General features: G+C 23.7%; 18 protein-coding genes. 15 read left to right on the top strand and 3 right to left on the bottom strand.

Annotation, left to right across the window (positions count from 1 at the left end):
• Window positions 1-26: 26 nt before the first annotated feature.
• The 15 genes from MCAV_RS02240 (at window position 27) to MCAV_RS02170 (ending at window position 16,976) form a co-directional block, all read left to right on the top strand.
• Window positions 27-344 carry a hypothetical protein gene (locus MCAV_RS02240; RefSeq protein WP_391591507.1) on the top strand — a complete coding sequence of 106 codons (318 nt, stop codon included), beginning with the start codon at window positions 27-29 and terminating at the stop codon, window positions 342-344.
• A gap of 6 nt (window positions 345-350) precedes the next feature.
• A complete protein-coding gene (gene uvrA, locus MCAV_RS02235) occupies window positions 351-3,221 on the top strand; it encodes an excinuclease ABC subunit UvrA (protein WP_391591506.1) in 2,871 nt (956 codons plus the stop codon).
• Between the two features lie 10 nt (window positions 3,222-3,231).
• On the top strand, window positions 3,232-5,145 hold the full coding sequence (dnaX, locus tag MCAV_RS02230) for a DNA polymerase III subunit gamma/tau (protein WP_391591505.1): 1,914 nt from the start codon (window positions 3,232-3,234) through the stop codon (window positions 5,143-5,145).
• A gap of 9 nt (window positions 5,146-5,154) precedes the next feature.
• Window positions 5,155-5,460, top strand: coding sequence for a YbaB/EbfC family nucleoid-associated protein (locus tag MCAV_RS02225; protein ID WP_391591504.1), 306 nt, complete (start codon window positions 5,155-5,157; stop codon window positions 5,458-5,460).
• 2 nt (window positions 5,461-5,462) lie between these two features.
• On the top strand, window positions 5,463-6,101 hold the full coding sequence (locus MCAV_RS02220; protein WP_391591503.1) for a toprim domain-containing protein: 639 nt from the start codon (window positions 5,463-5,465) through the stop codon (window positions 6,099-6,101).
• 1 nt (window position 6,102) lies between these two features.
• Window positions 6,103-7,581: a lysine--tRNA ligase gene (lysS, locus tag MCAV_RS02215; protein ID WP_391591502.1), complete on the top strand. Its 1,479-nt coding sequence runs from the start codon at window positions 6,103-6,105 to the stop codon at window positions 7,579-7,581.
• Between the two features lie 12 nt (window positions 7,582-7,593).
• Complete coding sequence (locus tag MCAV_RS02210) at window positions 7,594-8,445, top strand: hypothetical protein (RefSeq protein WP_391591501.1); 852 nt, start codon at window positions 7,594-7,596, stop codon at window positions 8,443-8,445.
• A 118-nt stretch (window positions 8,446-8,563) separates the two neighbouring features.
• Window positions 8,564-9,415: an ATP-binding cassette domain-containing protein gene (locus MCAV_RS02205; protein ID WP_391591500.1), complete on the top strand. Its 852-nt coding sequence runs from the start codon at window positions 8,564-8,566 to the stop codon at window positions 9,413-9,415.
• A gap of 7 nt (window positions 9,416-9,422) precedes the next feature.
• A complete protein-coding gene (locus MCAV_RS02200; RefSeq protein WP_391591499.1) occupies window positions 9,423-10,508 on the top strand; it encodes an ATP-binding cassette domain-containing protein in 1,086 nt (361 codons plus the stop codon).
• Between the two features lie 3 nt (window positions 10,509-10,511).
• Window positions 10,512-11,618, top strand: a complete 1,107-nt coding sequence (locus tag MCAV_RS02195) for an energy-coupling factor transporter transmembrane component T family protein (RefSeq protein ID WP_391591498.1) — start codon at window positions 10,512-10,514, stop codon at window positions 11,616-11,618.
• Between the two features lie 14 nt (window positions 11,619-11,632).
• Entirely contained in the window at window positions 11,633-12,391 is a 759-nt protein-coding gene (truA, locus tag MCAV_RS02190) for a tRNA pseudouridine(38-40) synthase TruA (protein ID WP_391591497.1), read from the top strand.
• Window positions 12,392-12,413: 22 nt separating this feature from the next.
• The gene (locus MCAV_RS02185; protein WP_391591496.1) at window positions 12,414-13,757 is read left to right on the top strand and encodes a CNNM domain-containing protein; all 1,344 of its coding nucleotides are present in this window, start codon (window positions 12,414-12,416) and stop codon (window positions 13,755-13,757) included.
• A 13-nt stretch (window positions 13,758-13,770) separates the two neighbouring features.
• Complete coding sequence (metG, locus tag MCAV_RS02180) at window positions 13,771-15,354, top strand: methionine--tRNA ligase (protein ID WP_391591495.1); 1,584 nt, start codon at window positions 13,771-13,773, stop codon at window positions 15,352-15,354.
• Window positions 15,341-16,315, top strand: coding sequence for an RluA family pseudouridine synthase (locus MCAV_RS02175; protein WP_391591494.1), 975 nt, complete (start codon window positions 15,341-15,343; stop codon window positions 16,313-16,315). Before metG ends, MCAV_RS02175 begins: the two co-directional genes overlap by 14 nt.
• Before the next feature lie 10 nt (window positions 16,316-16,325).
• The gene (locus MCAV_RS02170; RefSeq protein ID WP_391591493.1) at window positions 16,326-16,976 is read left to right on the top strand and encodes a hypothetical protein; all 651 of its coding nucleotides are present in this window, start codon (window positions 16,326-16,328) and stop codon (window positions 16,974-16,976) included.
• On the opposite strand, the gene MCAV_RS02165 is transcribed toward MCAV_RS02170, so the two are convergent.
• From MCAV_RS02165 to MCAV_RS02155, 3 genes are all read right to left on the bottom strand, one after another.
• The gene (locus MCAV_RS02165) at window positions 16,963-17,085 is read right to left on the bottom strand and encodes a hypothetical protein (protein WP_391591492.1); all 123 of its coding nucleotides are present in this window, start codon (window positions 17,083-17,085) and stop codon (window positions 16,963-16,965) included. The genes MCAV_RS02170 and MCAV_RS02165 overlap by 14 nt on opposite strands.
• Window positions 17,086-17,162: 77 nt before the next feature.
• On the bottom strand, window positions 17,163-17,411 hold the full coding sequence (gene ruvX / locus MCAV_RS02160; RefSeq protein WP_391591491.1) for a Holliday junction resolvase RuvX: 249 nt from the start codon (window positions 17,409-17,411) through the stop codon (window positions 17,163-17,165).
• A 39-nt stretch (window positions 17,412-17,450) separates the two neighbouring features.
• Entirely contained in the window at window positions 17,451-19,361 is a 1,911-nt protein-coding gene (locus MCAV_RS02155) for a hypothetical protein (RefSeq protein ID WP_391591490.1), read from the bottom strand.
• Window positions 19,362-19,457: the final 96 nt, after the last annotated feature.

The raw sequence follows: 19,457 nt of genomic DNA, 5'->3' as shown, positions 1-19,457 counted from the left end.
AAATAAGCAATCAGATCGGAAATTTTATGCCCCTGTGACTGCAAATTTTAATCGGTATTTTAGTCGTGGTATCGATTATTACGATTATTATCATTTTTTCAACAATGCGTCGCATGTCTAATGTTATTAAAAAAATTGATTATATTGTTGAAGATCTAACTTATAAAGCCGAATCATTTTCTGAAACGGTTGAAGCCATAAAAGGATTTTCAAAGTATATCAATTTGTTTCAAAGTTTGATTGATGATCAAAATCCACAAAAAAGCGAGTATGTTAAACAAAATCGCAAAAAAATTATGGCACTTTCTAAATATTTAAGTAAAATCGCTCAGGAAAAGGAGTAAATTAATTTGAATAAAACAATCACTTCTTTAAGCCATATTATTATTAAAGGAGCAAGAGAACATAATTTAAAAAATCTTGATTTAGCAATTCCTAAAAACCAATTAGTAGTTGTTACAGGTTTATCTGGTAGTGGTAAGTCTTCTTTAGCATTTGATACGATTTATGCTGAAGGACAAAGACGTTATTTAAATTCTTTATCATCTTATGCTAGACAATTTTTAGGTAATGTTGAAAAACCTGATGTTGATTCAATTGAAGGTTTATCACCTGCTATTTCAATTGATCAAAAATCAACTAGTCATAATCCTAGATCAACTGTAGGAACAGTAATTGAAATTTATGATTATTTAAGATTATTGTTTGCAAGAATTGGTGTTCCTACTTGCCCTAATAAACATGGTGTTATTGAAACAATGACAATTAGAAAAATTTGCGAAAAAATTATGGAACTTGAAGAAAATACCAAATTGCAAATTTTATCACCAGTAGCAAGAAAAGAGAAAGGAACATTTAAAAATAAAATTGAAAAACTAAAACATCAAGGATATTTACGGATTATGGTTGATGGTTTAGTACTTTCATTAGATGATGAAATTAAATTAAATAAAAATAACCGTCATAACGTTGATATTATTATTGATCGAATTATTTTACGTCATGATAAAGAAACTAATTCACGGCTTTATGCTGCTGTAGAATTAGCAGCAAAAGAAAGTAATGGTTTAGTTGATGTTCAAGCAATTTTGCCTGAAACTGATGAAATCCAATATTTAACATTTTCTCAAAATCATTCATGTAAAAAATGTGGTTTTTCAATTCCTGAACTTGAACCACGATTATTTTCTTTTAATAATCCCATTGGAGCTTGTAGTGAATGTAATGGATTAGGATTTACTTATGAGCCTGATCCTGCAAAAATTTTTTTACGACCTGATTTAGCGATTATTGATGGTGGGATTGATTATTTTAAAAATACTGTTAATACAAGTTCATTAGATTGACAAAGATTTGAACATCTTCTTAAGTTTTATCAAATTAGTTTATACACTCCAATTAATGAATTAGATCAAAAAGCCATTAATTGAATTTTAAATGGTAGTGATCAACCAATTAGTATTAATTTAATTTCAGCTAACAATAAAACTTATAAATCATTTGAACGAATTGAAGGAATTGGTGAATTAATTAAACGTCGTCATCTAGAAACACAATCTGAATCATCTCGAGACTACTATACTCGTTATATGTCAGAGCAAAGATGTAAGAAATGTCAAGGTAAAAAATTATCAATTCAAGCATTAAGTGTTTTATTAGATCAGAAAAATATTATTGATGTTATTAATTTAGATATTGAAAATTGTATTAATTTTCTTAAAAATCTGAAGTTAAGTGATGAACAAAAATTAGTTGGCAAATTAGTTTTAAAAGAAATTATTGATCGTTTAAATTTCTTATTAGATGTAGGATTAGGTTATTTAAACTTATCACGTAATGCTTCTTCTTTATCAGGTGGAGAATTACAACGAATTCGTTTAGCATCCCAACTTGGCTCATCATTAACTGGAGTTTTATATGTTTTAGATGAACCATCAATTGGTTTACATCAACGTGATAATTATCGATTAATTAAAACATTGAAAAAAATGCGCGATTTAGGAAATACGATTATTGTTGTTGAACATGATGAAGAAACGATGTTAGCATCTGATTATCTAATTGATATTGGTCCAGGTGCTGGAACTTATGGTGGTAAAGTTGTTGCTGCAGATAAACCTGAAGGAGTAATGAACAATTCTGAGTCAATTACTGGTAAATATTTATCAAAAAAAATGGAAATTGCTGTACCAAAATTCCGTCGTTCTGGATCAGGACAAACAATTAAATTACGCGGTGCTTGTGGTAATAATTTAAAATCAATTAACATTGATTTTCCATTAGGTAAATTAATTGTAGTTACTGGTGTTTCAGGTAGTGGCAAGTCAACTTTAATTAATGAAGTTTTAATTAAAGCAATTAATCAAAAATTATTCAATCAATTTGATACACCTATGGCTTATAAAAGTATTAGTGGTTATCAAAACATTGAAAAAATTATTAAAATTTCTCAAGATCCAATTGGTCGAACACCAAGAAGTAATCCTGCAACTTATGTTGGTGTTTTTAATGAAATTCGCGATTTATATGCTCTATTACCTGAATCTAAAGCGCGTAACTATTTAAAAGGACGATTTTCTTTTAATGTTAAAGGTGGGCGATGTGAACGTTGTGAAGGTGATGGTGAGATTAAAATTGAAATGCATTTTTTACCTGATGTTTATATTACTTGTGATGAATGTAAGGGAAAAAAATATAATGATGAAACACTTGATATTAAATATCGTGGTAAATCAATATTTGATGTTTTAGATATGACAATTCTTGAAGCTTTAAGTTTTTTTGAAAATATTCCTAACATTCGTGAAAAATTACAATTAATGGTTGATGTTGGAATTGGTTATTTAAAATTAGGTACTAATGCTAATTTTTTATCAGGTGGTGAAGCACAAAGAATTAAATTAGCAAAGCATTTACAAAAAAAATCATTTGGTAATGCTTTATATGTTTTAGATGAACCAACAACTGGATTACATGTTCATGATATTGGCTATTTAATTCGCATTTTAAATAGAATTGTTGATCATGGTGATACAGTAATTGTGATTGAACATAATTTAGAATTAATTAAAATGGCAGATCATATTATTGATTTAGGTCCTGATGGTGGTGATTTTGGTGGTGAAATTATTATTACTGGAACTCCTGAACAAATTTGTCGTGCTCAAAGTTCATCATATACTGCTCAATATTTAGCGCCATATTTAAAAAATAACCAATAATTTATCTTTTATGAAATCTAATGTTAATACAAATTTATATAACAAATACCGACCAATATCTTTTAATGATTTAGTTGGGCAGAAAATTGTTAAACAAGTTTTAATTAATTCGATTAAAAATAAAGAAATTAGTCATGCTCACATTTTTTCAGGCCCAAGAGGAACTGGAAAAACTTCTTGTGCGCGGATTTTTGCTAAAGCAGTTAATTGTTTAGAATTTAAGGATGATATTTGCAATAATTGTATTAATTGTACTAAAATCAATTTATTGCAAACTCCTGATTTAATTGAATTAGATGGTGCATCGAATAATGGTGTTGATCATATTCGTCAATTAGTAGAAAATGCTTATTATTTACCAGCAGATTTAAAAATTAAAGTTTTTATTATTGATGAAGCTCATATGTTGACTACTAATGCTTGAAATGCATTATTAAAAATTGTTGAAGAACCCCCAAAACATGTTTTGTTTTTATTTTCTACTACAGAATTTAATAAAATTATTCCAACAATTCAATCAAGATGCATGAAACATTATTTTTTTCTAATGGAACAGAAATTACTTGTTAGTGAAGTAGAAAGAATATGTCATTTAGAAAAATGTGAAATTGAATTAACTGCAGCAAAAAAAATTGCCACTTTAGCTAATGGATCATTACGTGATTGTTTAAGTTTATTAAGTCAAATTATTATTTTTAGTAATCGTAAAATTACTTTATCAAAAGTTCAAGAAGCTTTATTTTTAGTTGATCAGTCAATTAAATTAGAACTTTTAGAATATTTATTTGCAGCTGATGTTGAAAAAGCATTGCAATTAATTGAAAACTTATATTATGAAGGTTATCAATTACATAATTTGATTAATGAAATTAATGCCTTATTAATTGATTTATGAGTTTATCAATCAACTAAAAACGTTAAATATTTAATTAATCTTAATTTGACAGAAGTAGAAAAACTAAATTATCAGCAAATTCCTTTAAGTAATTGAATTAACATTTTAGAGCAAGCAGAAATTAATTTAAAAAAAGACAAAAACAATTTATTGTTCATTAAAATCGCTTTAATGAAATTATTTAATAGTTTCAATCAATCTAATCCTACTGAATCTCTTTCAACATCTAAATTAACAATTAAACAAAATTCACAAATTGATTATGATCATCTAAAAGTTAATCAAAAAAATAAGCAACAACAACAAAGTTCATTATTAGTTGATTTAGTCAAAGAAGAAAATCAATCATTAGAATTAAAAGAAGAAAAATCGTTTAATAATCAATATGTTCATAATTTTGATTTATTTAAAACAAGAACAAAGTTTGTTAATCAAAAAGAAATTTTTAATCAATTAAAAAATACAAATAATGATCTTTTAATTAAAGATTTAGCAATTGAACCTGAATCAATGGTTGCATCTGATCAAGCAATAAATCAAAATAAATTTAATAGTCATCAAAATTTAATTTTATGAACTTTTAAAAAAGCAGATAAAAATAAAACTGAATTATTAAAAGAAAAAATTGAGCAGATTGAAGGATCATTAAATCTTGATGAAGAAAATGATGTGTGATTAAAAGAAGTTTTGGATCATTTAGTTAAAAATAAAACTAAAGTTTTGGCTTCAAGAACTACTGCGATGTTTAATTTTGAAAATTTAACTTTTTCACGTTACTTTAATGAATTATTATTAGATCATAAATACATTAATTTATTAAATAATTATTTTCAAACTAATTTTTATTGAACTAGTATTCATAAAGATCAATTTACCAATTGAGCAAAAATGAAAAATAGTCAAGAACCTTTAGAAGTAGTTGAATTTAGGAGCAAAAATGGTGAAAAAATTTACGATAAAATTTTAAAAGATTTGCATATTAAACCTCATATTGAAGCAATAATTAAAAAAAATAAAGATGAAAGTTAAGGAATTTTTATGAAAGATCCACGAATGCTAAAACGAATGATGGATGAAGCTAAAAAAGCACAACAAAAACTAGAAAATGAAATGACAAAATTTGAAGCACAAACTTTTGAACAAACTTTTGGAACTAATCATATTAAGATCGAAATTAAAGGATCATTAGAAATTGTTAAATTAGAAATTAATTCTAGTTTATTAGAAGATAAAGAATTTTTAGAAGAAACAGTTGTTGATGCAATTAATCAAGTTGTTAAAAATATTATCGCTGCTAAAGAAGAATTAGAACAACAATTAATGCCAAAACAAAATTTATTTTAACCGTGTTTAATAAAATAATTGATGACTTAATTGATGCTTTAAAAACAATTTCTACAATTACCAATAAAAGTGCTCAAAAAATTGCTTTTGATCTACTCAAAAAAGATAATACTGAAATTGATAATTTAGTTAAAAAAATTTATCAACTAAAACAAAAATTAACTTTTTGCACTCAATGTAATTTTTTAATGGAAATAGATCAAACTAATTTATGTCAATATTGTTCTAATCCAAAACGAAATCAATATCAAATTTGTATTGTCACTTCTTTATTTGAAGCTTTTAAAATTGAAAATGCTAAAATTTATCATGGTCTTTATTACATTTTAGATCAAGAATTATCAATTAAAAAAAGAGAGAACCAATCGCATTTAAAAATTGATAAATTAATTGTTTGACTTAAAAAAATTGCAAGTGAAAATTCTGTGGAAATTATTATTGCAACTAATCCTACAATTGATGGTCAATTAACTGCACATGAATTAGCTAAAAGCATTCATCTCATTAATTCAACAATAAAAATTTATCGTTTAGGATTTGGTTTGCCATATAATTCAGAAATTAATTATGCTGATGATCTTTCTTTAGAACAATCATTAAATAACAAACAAGAAATTAAAATTATTAGAAATAAAACTTAATATGAATCGTGTTTATAGTGATCAAGAATTAATCCGTCGTACTAAATTAAAAGCTTTAATTGATCAAAATTTAAATCCTTATATGATTGAATCAATTACAACTAATACGACCATTAAACAAATTAATGATAATTATCAACAAAATCAATTAGATTTATTAAAACAAATTGAACCATTAACTCTTACTGGTAGAGTGATGGCAATTCGCCAAACTTTTTTAGTTTTAAAAAGTGATAATCAACAATTACAAATTTATTTTAATCAGAAAAAACTTGATCCAACAATAATTAGCAATTTCAAAAATTTTGTTGATATTGGTGATGTCTTATGAGTTATAGGTAATTTGTTTTTTACTAAAATGAATCATTTAACTTTAAATGTTCATCAATTTCAAATTATTGCTAAATGTCTTCACCCTTTACCTGAAAAATATCATGGTTTAAAAGATTCAGAAATTCGCTTACGCAAACGTTATTTAGATGCTATTGTTAATGATCAAGTTTTAGTAACATTTCAAAAAAGATCACAAATTATTAATTTAATTCGCCAATATTTAATTAGTCAAAATTATTTAGAAGTAGAAACACCTTTTTTAAATTTAAGTAATGGTGGGGCTGCTGCTAGACCATTTATTACTAAACATAATATTTTAGATCAAAACTTTTATTTACGAATTGCATTAGAATTACCACTAAAAAAATTAATTGTATCAGGCTTTGATAAAGTATTTGAAATTGGGCGTTGTTTTCGCAATGAAGGTGTTGATGCAACTCATAATCCAGAATTTACTAGTTTAGAAATGTATACTGCTTTTGAAGGTATGGAACAGACAATGCAACGTTGTGAAGCAATTTTTAATTATGTTAGTCAACAAATGAACATCCAACAAATTCAATGAAATAATTATCAAATTGATCTATCACAACCATTTAGTAAAGTTAGTATGAATCAACTTGTAAAACAAGCAACAGGAGTTGATTTTTTTGCAGATAAAATCAATTTAGATCAAGCATTAAAATTAGCTGAAAAATATCATATTAGTCTTAAACCACACCAAAAAACAATTGGTCATATTTTTACATTATTATTCGAAGAATTATGTGAAAGTAGTTTAATTCAACCAACTTTTGTTTATGGTTATCACAAAGATGTATCCCCATTAGCTAAAATTGATCCTAAAAATCCTGAATTAACTTTACGTTTTGAATTATTTATTGGTTGTAAAGAATTTGCTAATGGTTTTGCTGAACTAAATGATCCAATTGATCAATTAGAACGATTTGAAAAACAAATTCAAGAAGCTAAACTAGGTAATGACGAAGCTTCAGAAATTGATCATGAATTTATTGATGCACTAGAATATGGTTTAGTGCCAACAGGAGGATTAGGCATTGGCATTGATCGTTTAGTTATGTTATTTACTAGTCAAAATACGATTAAAAACGTTATTTTCTTTCCTTATTTGCGAAAAGAAAAATAAAAAATGATATTTATGAAATATCAATCAAAAAAAAATTTAGTTAATAAAGTCGAATTAATTAAATCTGAACAAAAACTAAAACAGTTTTTTAATAATTTTTTTGTCATTAAAAAATCATTAATTAAAATTAGTCAACCATTAATTAAAATTAATTTTCGTGATAATTACACAAAAATTTTAGAGCGAATTTATTTTAGTAATTTATATAATCAGCAACAAATGCAATTAATTGATAATCATGATATTTACTTAAATCAATTTTGAAATCAATGAAATCAAAAATTTAATCATGGTTTGTTTAGTTTCAATTATGTAATTAATAAAAATGCTAATTTAAGTGAAGATGTAATTATCAATCAATCTTTCATTCTCAAATTTCATTGTAGTGAAATTAAGTATCCGATTGATGATTTGTTTGGTTTTATTAATGACTTATGAAGTGCATTTATTCAATTTTGAAATGCTAAAAATGATCATATTGAAGATTGGTGGTTAGATTTTCATGATAAATATTTAAATCGTTATAAATTTGTTGCAAAAAATAGTTTAACAAAACAACAATATCAAATTAATTGAAAAAGTTTAAATCGTGAACAACAAATTTTAATTGTGAAGGATTTATTAATTTGAGATCAAGAAACATTTTTAGAAGCAAAACAAAAAAAACCAGAAAATAGTTATACTATTTTTCTAAACCAATATAATAAAAAACCATTACATTTAATTTCTGGATATTGAACATCGTTTGCTCAAAATGAATCTCAACAATATTTAACAGTGATGATTCATTTTGAAGCATTTTTAGCAATTTATTTGCAATTAAAAAAAATTATTGATCTAAATCTTTTATACCTTGAAACTTAATTGAATTAAAAATTGTCTCATTATACCATAAAAATAAATTGATTAATTTTATGGTATAATGAAAAACTGAATTTATTATTCTTTTTTTTCAATTTATCTTCTGGATCTTAAAATAGGTATGAACTTAACTTTAAAGCAAAAACCAACTAATAATAATTATGCTGTTAAATTAACTCAAATTAATTTTGGTTATGTTCAAAATAAACAAATTATTAAAGATATTAGTTTTACAATTGAAAAAGGTAAATATGTTTGTCTAATTGGTCATAATGGTTCAGGAAAATCAACTTTATCAAAAATTTTAATGGGTCTTTTAAAACCATGGTCAGGGACAGTAGAAATTGCTGAGAAAATTCTTACTGCAGCAACTTTAAAAGAAATTTTAAATTATATGGGATTAATTTTTCAAAATCCTGATAATCAATTTATTGGTTTAAGTGCAGAAGATGATATTGCTTTTGGTTTAGAAAATCGTAAAGTACCTCGTGAAACTATTGCTAAAATTATTCAATTAATTACCCAATTTATGAAAATTGAAGATTTGTTGGGTAAAAATGCTTATGAATTATCAGGAGGGCAAAAGCAAAAAGTAGCGATTGCTTCAATTTTAGCAATCAATCCTGATATTGTCATTTTTGATGAAGCAACGTCAATGCTTGATACTTTTTCAAAAGAAGAAGTGAAACAATTAATGGTTGATTTAAGTCGTAATTATCATAAAACAGTGATTTCAATTACTCATGATATGGAAGAAGTAATTAATTGTGATCAGACAATTATTCTTAAAAATGGTATTTTATTAGATTGTCGTCATCCCAATGATTTATTTCAAGATTTAGATTTTTTATTAAAAACAAATTTAGAATTACCTTTTGTAATTGATTTGAGTCATGAATTAAAAAAACAAGGTATTAATACTAAATTTACTACTGATTTATCACAATTAATTGCATCATTAAAATTAGGTTAATAACTAAATGACACCAACAAAAAGATTTTTTGAAATTAAATTAGAACAAATTAAAAAGATTCAAGCTTCACCTAAAGAACTAAATGAATCTCGTTTAAAAAATTTGTGAACTCAATTTAAATACCATAATTTAATTTATTTCATTAAAAATTATCATCAGAAATATCATGAAGCAGTTAAGTTTAGTAAAAACTTTCAAATTGGTCCAGATGATGCGATTGTTGTGCAAAACTTAAATGCTTTTTTTACTGATTTTCAACACTATAAAAATCAAGTTTTAAAAGACATTAATTTTACTTTTAAAAAAAATAAAATTTATTGCATTATTGGTAATTCTGGTTCAGGAAAAACAACATTAGTAAATCATTTTAATGGTTTATTAAAAAGTTCTTATGGCAATATTTTCTTAAGTGATAATAATAAAATTCTTTTTTATCAAAAAAAAATTCGTAAGTATAAAAAAATTCGTTTAAAAATTGGTAGTACAATGCAAAATCCAGAAAATCAGTTATTTAAAGAAACTGTTTTAAAAGATGTAGCATTTGGTCCTAAAATTTTAGGTGTACCTAAAAATAAAATTATTGAACGATCAGTAACTGCTTTATTAGATATGGGGATTAAAGAAGAATTTTTTAATTCCAATCCCTTTAATTTATCAGGAGGACAAAAACGTAAAGTAGCATTAGCTGGAATTTTGTCAATTGATCCTGAAATTATTATTTTTGATGAACCAACAGTTGGACTTGATCCATATTCTGAAAAAAAGACAATTGAAATGATTTTAAATTTACAAAAACAAAATAAAACATTAATTGTTATTAGTCATAATATGAATCATGTTTTAGAAATGGCTGATCATGTTATTCTTTTAGATAAAAGTGAAATTGTTTATCATGCTCCAACATTTGAATTTTTTCAAAATTTAAAACTTTTAAAAAAATTAAACATTGTTTTACCAAAAATTGTTGAATCAATTAATTTACTAACTCAAAAAAATCGCAAGTTTGAACAATTATGACAAATGGAGCCTAGAACAGTAAATCAATTAGCTAAGTTTATTTCTCAAATCATTAACACAAAAAGGGCATACTAACTAATGAATAACTATGTTAAAAAAGATTCACCGATTCATCGTTTGAACCCTTTAGTTAAAGTAATATTTTTCTTATTAATTGCGATTTTAACTTTTTTAAGAAATGATTTTTTAATCCAAATTCTTTTATTGGTTGCCATTGGTTTTGCCTATTTTTTAGCAAAATTATCATTTAAAAATTTTTATCTGTTAATTTTTGTTTATATTTTCATGTTTAGCATTATCTTTTTTATTAATTGGGTTACACAAAAAACCCCTTTATTTGTTAATCAAACTGATTTAGCACTAGCAAGAATTTTGCCAGTAAATAGTCAAATTCAATTAGATAATAATCATGTTTGAACAGGGAAAATTTATGGTGGATTTGTTGTTAGTGATCTTGATCAAAACTTTCCATTAATTTTTAAGGGCAATACTAATCAAATTGAAAATATTATTAAAACTTATATTACTGAAAATAAAATATTAGAACGTTTTCCTGGATTTACATTAGATGAACTAAGAATTAATAATATTGCTAGAAACGAATCAATTGGTTTTTTTATTAAGTCATATGGTTTAACTGAATATGCTTGATTATCTTCTTTTTATGTTGCTAATAAATTATTTATCGTCATCATTTCTTCAGCAATTCTAACTTCAGCAACTTCAACCATTGAACTAACTTATGCATTTGAAAATTTATTACGACCATTAAAATTATTACGTTTACCAGTTAATGAAATTGCCATGATTATTTCTATTTCTTTAAGATTTATTCCTTCATTAATTAGTGAATCATTTCGAATTATGAATGCTCAAGCAAGTAGGGGGATTGATTTTAAAAATGGTAATTTCATTGAAAAAATCCAATCATTAATTTCACTAATAGTCCCACTATTCACAATTGCTTTTATTAAAGCTGATGATTTAGCTAATGCAATGACAGCAAGATCATATAATCCAAGATATCGAAGAAGTCGTTATCGAATTTTTGTTGTTGATTTTAAAGAATTAATTATTTTTGGAATTATTATCATTTTTTTCACAATTTCATATTATCTAACAGTTCATAAATTTGTTTTTGATTCTTTTGGATCTAGTGATTATTTAATTGTATTAGGACATTAAAAAAGATTTTTTATATGAATCTAAAATCAGTTGATCAATGAGAAACTTTTAAAATTGATCTAAGTTATCATGGTGTTCTATTTTCAGGTTATGCAATTCAACCTGCACCACTTCGTACAGTTCAAGCTGAACTTGAAAAAATATTATCTTATTTGTTTCAAGCAAAAATTAAATTAATTGCTTCAGGTCGAACTGATGCTAAAGCGCATGCTTTACATCAAGTTTGTTCATTTAGAGTAATCAATTATCATCACATTACTGCAACAACAATTTATCATTATTTAATTAAAAATGTAAGTGAAGATATTTATATTATTGCTGTTAGTAAAGTCAAAAATGATTTTCATGCTCAATTATCAGTTAAATCAAAAACTTATCTTTATATCATTCAAAAAAAATTTGATTTAACTCAAGTTCATCTTAGTTATTATTGTGATCAAGTAATTGATATTGATAAACTAAAACAATGTCTTAATTTGTTTTTAGGAACTCATGATTTTTATTCTTTTACTAATACTGATCAAAAACAAAATACCATTCGAACAATTAATTTTATTAAATTACAAGAAACTAAAAAACAAATTAAAATTTTAATTAATGGTTCTGGTTTTATGCGTTATATGGTAAGAATGCTATTAGGTGTTGCTCTAAAATATGCTACTAATAAAATTAGTTGATCATTTGTGATTGATAAGTTATCAAATCCTAAAAAAGGTAGTGCTATTTACAAATTACCAGCTAGTGGATTATTTCTTAAAAAAATTTATTATTAAATTCAAACCTTAAAAGGAATTTATGTCTGATACGATCAGAATTATTATTTATGTTATTGTCATTATTTTATTTATTGTAGCATCAGGTTTTGTTTCAGCATTAGAAACTTCTTGTACTGCAGTTAATGGTGTCCAATGACGTTTATTTTTAAAAAAATATGAAAATCAAAAATTAAAATTGTCAATTAAAATTGTTAATTTGTTTTTAGCTCATTATGCAATTACTAGTGCTATGACCTTATTAATTAATAATGTTTTAGCAATTGCTGCAGCGACTTTTAGTAATAATTTTTTAAATGAAATTATTGGTAATGCAACAACATCATCAATTATTTCAATTATTCTAATAACTTTTTTATTAGTTTTTTTTGGTGATTTTTGTCCTAAAAATTTAGTTAAAGTCAAAAGCATTCAATTTTTAATTAAAACTAGTTATGTGGCATTTTTTTTATGATTAGTTTGTTTTCCAATTACCTATTTTTTTGGTTTAATTTTTCGTAATTATAAAAATAGTGATCAAGTATCAAGAGAAATGATTGATAATTTAACTGATGTTGCTTATGAAGAAAAAGTGATTGATCAACATGAAGCAGAACTAGTTTCATCAGCATTAGAACTAGATGAAAAAAATGTTAGCAATTTTATGACCCATAATGCAATTTTTGCTTATAAAAATGATACGATTACTGATTTGCTGAAAATATATTATGATCATCAGTATACAAGAATTATTATTTTAGATAAACATGATCAAGTTTATGGGACACTGAATTACAAATTATTATTAAAATTATTAGTAAATGAAGATGGATCAACTAAAAACATTAATGAAATTAAAATTAGTGAAGCGATTAGTGAAACAATATTTTTAGTTGCTAATACCAAACTAGATGATGCATTAAGACAAATGCAAAAATTACACAGTCATATTGCTGTAGTAATTGCTAAACCTAATAGTAAAAAAATGTTAGGTGTTATCACGATTGAAGATATTTTAGAAGAATTAGTTGGTGAAATTCATGATGAAAATGATGATTCACAAGATATTTTACAAATTAATGAAATTGATTGGGTGATTGATCAGAAATGTTTAGCAGTAAATATTATTAAATCATTAAAATTAGCTAATAAAATTAATTTTGTTGTTCATGATAAAATGCGGGCTCATGATTTTTTTATTCAATATTTTAAAACTCCAGAATTAAAATTAAATCATATTTATCAAAAAGAAAATATCACTTTAAAAGTCGAACAAGGATTAAATTCTAAAAAATATAAGTATTTTATTACTCAACATGAAATTACTGAAAATTATCATCAAAAAACAAAAATTAATTTTATTTCATTTTGAAAAAGGAAAAAATAGTTTAATTTAAATCATGCCAAAAGTTTATATTACCACTCCAATTTACTATCCATCAGATCAACCTCATATTGGTCATTTATACTCAACATATTTTGCTTCAGCATTAAAAGACTATTATTCATTAATTGGTTATGATGCTTATTTTCTAACAGGAACTGATGAACATGGTCAAAAAATTGTTCAAGCAGCAGCACAAGCTAATTTAGATCCACTAACTTATGTTAATCAATATGTTGCTGTTTTTAAAAAATTATGAAAACAAATGGATTTAAATTATGATCAGTTTATTCGCACAACTGATCATAAACACCAAAAAATTGTGCAAAAAATTTTTCAAAAATTACAAAATTTAAATTTAATTTATTTAGATACTTGAAAGGGTTGATATTGTATTTCTTGTGAAGAAAATTATACACCAAGTCAAGCTTTAAAAAATGATGATATTTTAACTTGTGAACATGGTCATCAATTAATTGAACGAAATGAACCATCTTATTTTTTAAAAATTAGTCAATTTCAACATTGATTACAAGATTATTATCATCAAGTTGATTTTTTATTTCCTAATAGTCGTAAAAAAGAATTACTAAATAATTTTATTAATAATAATTTAGAAGATTTATCAGTTTCACGAACTAAACTAAATTGAGGGATTAGTGTGCTATCTGATCCTGAACATGTAATTTATGTTTGAATTGATGCTTTATGTAATTATCTTAGTGCATTAGGATATTTAAGTGATGATGATCAATTATTTCAAAAATATTGAAATGATCCAACAACTAAAATCATTCATGTAACAGCAAAAGAAATTTCACGTTTTCATGCAATTTATTGACCAATTATTCTAAAATGTTTAAACTTAAGATTATTTAATAAATTAATTGCTCATGGTTGAATTTTAATGAATCATAAAAAAATGTCAAAATCATTAAAAAATACAATTGATCCAATTTTTTTAGCTAATCATTTTTCTCATGATGGAATTAGACATTACTTATTATCTTTTAATTTAGCTGAAGATAATAATTTTAGTTATCATGATTTGATTAGTAATTACAATACTCATTTAGTTAATTTGTATGGTAATTTAATTTCACGAATTGTTGGGATGTTTAAAAAATATTATAATTATCAAGTACCAGATTTTGATCAAATTGTTTTTTCACCTGAAGTTGCTTGATTGAATCAAATGATTGATGATTTTTTAAAAAATTTAACTAATTTAGTTGAAAATGATAATTTAAAAATTATTATTGAAAATATTAGTAAGTTAATTATTGATGGTAATAAGCTAATTGAAACATTAAAACCATGAGATTTAGTAAGAAAAAATGAAAATCAAAAATTACAAAGTTTATTATTTGTTTTATATAAATTAGCAGTAGTTACTACTTTTGCTTATCAACCTGTTTTAAAAGATAGTAGTCAAAAAGCCAAATTAATTTTAGGAATCGATCAAAAAGATTTAACAATTGATTGGTTATTGAATCAAAATAATTGAAAAAATTTAGTTATTGACCAAAATATTACACCAATTTTATATCAACGTTTGCCATTAAATTATTTTGAACAATATGATTATGAAGCAAATTAAAACTAAGCATTTAACTTGAATGGAATATCGTGTTAAACCCGATTTTATTAATTATCGTTTAGATAAATTAATGAAACGATTACAACCACAATGAACTAAAGTTTTTTTGTATAAAATGATTCAACAAAAAAACATTTTAGTTAATCATAAAAGAACCACAATTAATTATCATTTAAAAGTTAATGATCTAATTAGTTATTATGGTTTAGCTAGTATTAATGAAACTCAAAGTAGTAATTTTAGCATTGAACAATTAGAAAATTTACCTCAATTAGATGTTATTTTTGAAGATCAAAATCTTATTATTGTTAATAAACCAATTAAAGTTCCAGTTCAAGCAACAACTAATCATTATTATGATAATATGAATAATCGCTTATTAAAACATTGTCATTACAATTTAATTAGTGATCAATTTAAACCAGTATTTGTTCATCGTTTAGATCAAAATACAACTGGATTGTTGATTGGTGCAAAAAATTATCAAACTTATCAACAATTAATTCAACTTTTTAAAAAACAAGAAATCATTAAAACATATCACGCATTAGTGTGAAATCAATTTAGTAATTCACAACAAGAAATTAAAAATTATTTAGTTAAAAATGTAAATAATAAAAAATCTTATGTTGTTAATCAAAATTTCACTAATAGTAAATTTGCTCATTCATCAGTATTTTTAGTTAAAAACTTTAAACAACAAGCATTATTAAAAATCATTATTCATACAGGAAGATACCATCAAGTTAGAGTTCATTTAAGTCAAATAAATCATCCGATTTGTGGTGATCGCAAATACAGTGTTAATCACTTAAATAAATTGTTTATGACTCCAGCATTAATTGCATCAGAATTAGTTTTTCAACCAAAAAAATGATCAAAAGAATTAATTGCGCTAAAAAATCAAACATTTAAATTAAATCATTTTTGGTTTTTAGATAAAAAGTATATTTTTGAATAAACTAATTATTATGAACTCAATCATTATTAAAGCAAAATTTTTTGACTGATTTTATCAAGTTGAAATTTTTAATCAAAACAGTAAATATCAACCTGTTTTTGTTTTATTTGATTGTGCTAGTCAAGTAGATAATTTAGTGCATCGCACAATTTTTGATGATCATCCGATTTATGAAATTAAATTATTAGATCATAATTTAACTTATCCGATTTTAAGCCAATTAGTTATTGAATATATCAATAGTATTTGTAAGCAAAATTTTATTTTTTGCTCTTATGGTACAAGTTTGATTATTAGTTTATTATTAATTATTATTTATCAGCAAAAAAAGATACAAATTTTCATTTTTAATTCTGTTTTACTTGATTTTTTTCAAAATCAGCAAAATTGGTTAAAATCAAAATATTTTACTCATACATGAATTAATTCTTTATTATCACAAAATTTTCAGTCATTAAATTTAAGATCAATTATCAATTGAATCATTAGGACACAAAAGTTATCATTAGTAATTATTAATGATCTTGATTTTTTAGAAAAATATCATTTGAATGTATTAACAATAAAAAAATTTTGATCAAATTATGCTAATCAAAAAATGATTGAAATTAAAAATCAATCTGAATCAATTATTATTAAAAATTTAATTAAACAAAACTAATAATTGCATCTTGATTTTGAGTTAATAAAAAATCATGCAAAATTTTTGCTGCAGCAAAACTATCAGATTGATTTTTAATTTTTTTTTGAAAATAATTTAAGTCACGCATTGTTGCTTCAGTTCATTGAGTAGAATAAATTTCTGATTGAGTTACTACTTTTCAATCGGTTCATGCGCGAAAAATTCTTAAGCACTGATTGACGTATTTGAGATTAAAATTCGTTTTTTTTTATCAAGATGATTAGGATAACCAATAACAATCGTGTCAATTTCTGATCAGTAACTACTAACAATTTTTTGAAATTCTGCAAATAATTTTTTGCCATTAAACTGATTTAATTTAATCGTTTCTAAGGGAGTGATAATTTGTTGATTTAAATCAGTAATCGCAATTCCAATTTTATGAGCACCAACATCAATTGCAACAATTCGCATAATTATTTCTCTTAAATTTTAAAATGATCATTCTTTTTATTAAAAAAAGTGTAATAATTCATAATCATTCAAACTTTTTTGCAAAGTAAAATAATAATCATGAAATTCCATAATAATATACTTAGCTTTTAGTGTATATGATTTATTTTTAATTTGATAAATTTGATCAAATAAGTTTAAATTTTCTGATTCATTTGGAGTTAAAATATTAATATTTTCAAATTTAATTCAAATTAAATTTTCTGCTAAATCATTAGTATACAATATCGCCTTTCAATATTGACTTTTTTCTTTAATATCAGTTTTATGATATTCTCTTTGCTTTAATAAAACAGCAATTGTTTTACTAATTTTATGACTAAATTTTAAACTATTTTCTAATGAAGCCTTATAATTATTTAAAATGTCAATAAATGAATGGTTATCAAAAAATTTATTTCATTGAAAAATAATTGAATTAGCACCAAATTTTTTTCAATTATCATTCAAAATTTTATTTAATTTTAAGTGATTGTATGGAAAGACATAAGAATTATTATCACTAAAATCAATACTAAAATGATTTGTGGTGCGATAATACACTTCATTAAAGACTAAATTATTAATCGCTTTTAAAATGATTAAAGGTAAAGTTTGATAGAAATATTCTAAACCAAATTTATGTTGCATAAAATTTTCTAAACCACGATAATACAATTTACATAATGTTAGAAAATTAATAATTTTTGTATCATTATCAACATATTCTAATAACATGAAAATTGTTTCTGTAAATTCTTGATTTTTACGATAAAGATCAAAAGCATCAATTTTTAAAATAACACTTAAGTTTTTTAAAATAAACTGAATTAATAAACGATTGTTAGTACTATTTTTGAAGTTTTCAGATGTTCAAACTAAACATTTAGTTTGATCATTTCAACTATTGTCAAAAATTTGTTTATGTTCAAATGTTTTTTCAAATGTTACTGTGAAAAAAATATTATTATTCATTGCTTGCATAATTTGCAATAAATTCATAATTGTTTTATAATCAGGACTATTTTTATTAATGCCATCATAAAAATAATTAAATTTAGTTTTAATATTAACTTTATTGCGCAATTTTTTAAAAGAAAAACTAAATTTATTATTTTGATCTTTTAATAAGTTAAAATTTTTTTCTAACAATTTTTGATAAAACAATAAATAATCAGATGTAATATTAGAAGTTCGATTAATATAAATATTACTAATTAAATAAGAAATAACTGAAAATATTCCAATTGTAATTAATAAAATACTAAAAATAAGAATTGCTAAATAAGAATGAGATCCTAATAAATTGATAATTACATCTTGACGTAATAATGCTAGTGACAAAAGTGGAGTACCAATTGATGTCCCCATTGTTGTTAGTGTGGTTAGGATTGGTCAAATTAATTTATTTTGTTCTAAATTTCTTGAAGCACTAATCGCTTTTTCTAAACTAATAATTTTACGGTTGATTTTAACAATTTTTCTAAAATTTAATCATTCCTTTAATCATTTAAAATGTTTTCAACTACCAAAGTTATTAATAATTAAATTATTACGTAAATTTTGATTAATATCTTGAATAATTTCTTTAATTGTTGCTTGTTTAATGTTTTTAAAATAAAAAACATTAGTATCTAAGAAAAAATTTTTTAGTTTTGTTTTTTTATTAAATGATAATTTAAAATTATTCTCTTTTTGCAATTCAGGAAATATTAAACCATTATTAGTTAAAGTGAATAAATCAGCTAATAATTTCGTTTTACCAGTTTCAGCTAAACCAGCAATGGCAACAACATGACCATATTCTTGATAATTAGTTAAGTATTTAATAATTAAATCAATTTTAAAAGCATTTTTATTTTTAATTAGTTTTCTTTTAACTTGATTAATTCTTTTTTCAATTAATTCTTGAGTAAATTTAATATTTTTCATTTTAATAATTAAAATTTTTTGATGTTGATGATGTTATAAAATTTAAATTTTATGAAGTTGAATGTGAAATCTTGAAAACATCTAGTTTAATTTATT

Source organism: [Mycoplasma] cavipharyngis (genome assembly GCF_042984175.1).
Classification (GTDB): domain Bacteria; phylum Bacillota_I; class Bacilli_A; order Mycoplasmatales; family Mycoplasmoidaceae; genus Mycoplasma_N; species Mycoplasma_N cavipharyngis.
Note: the sequence above shows the minus strand (reverse complement) of the source record. Positions and strands in the feature narration are given on the sequence as shown.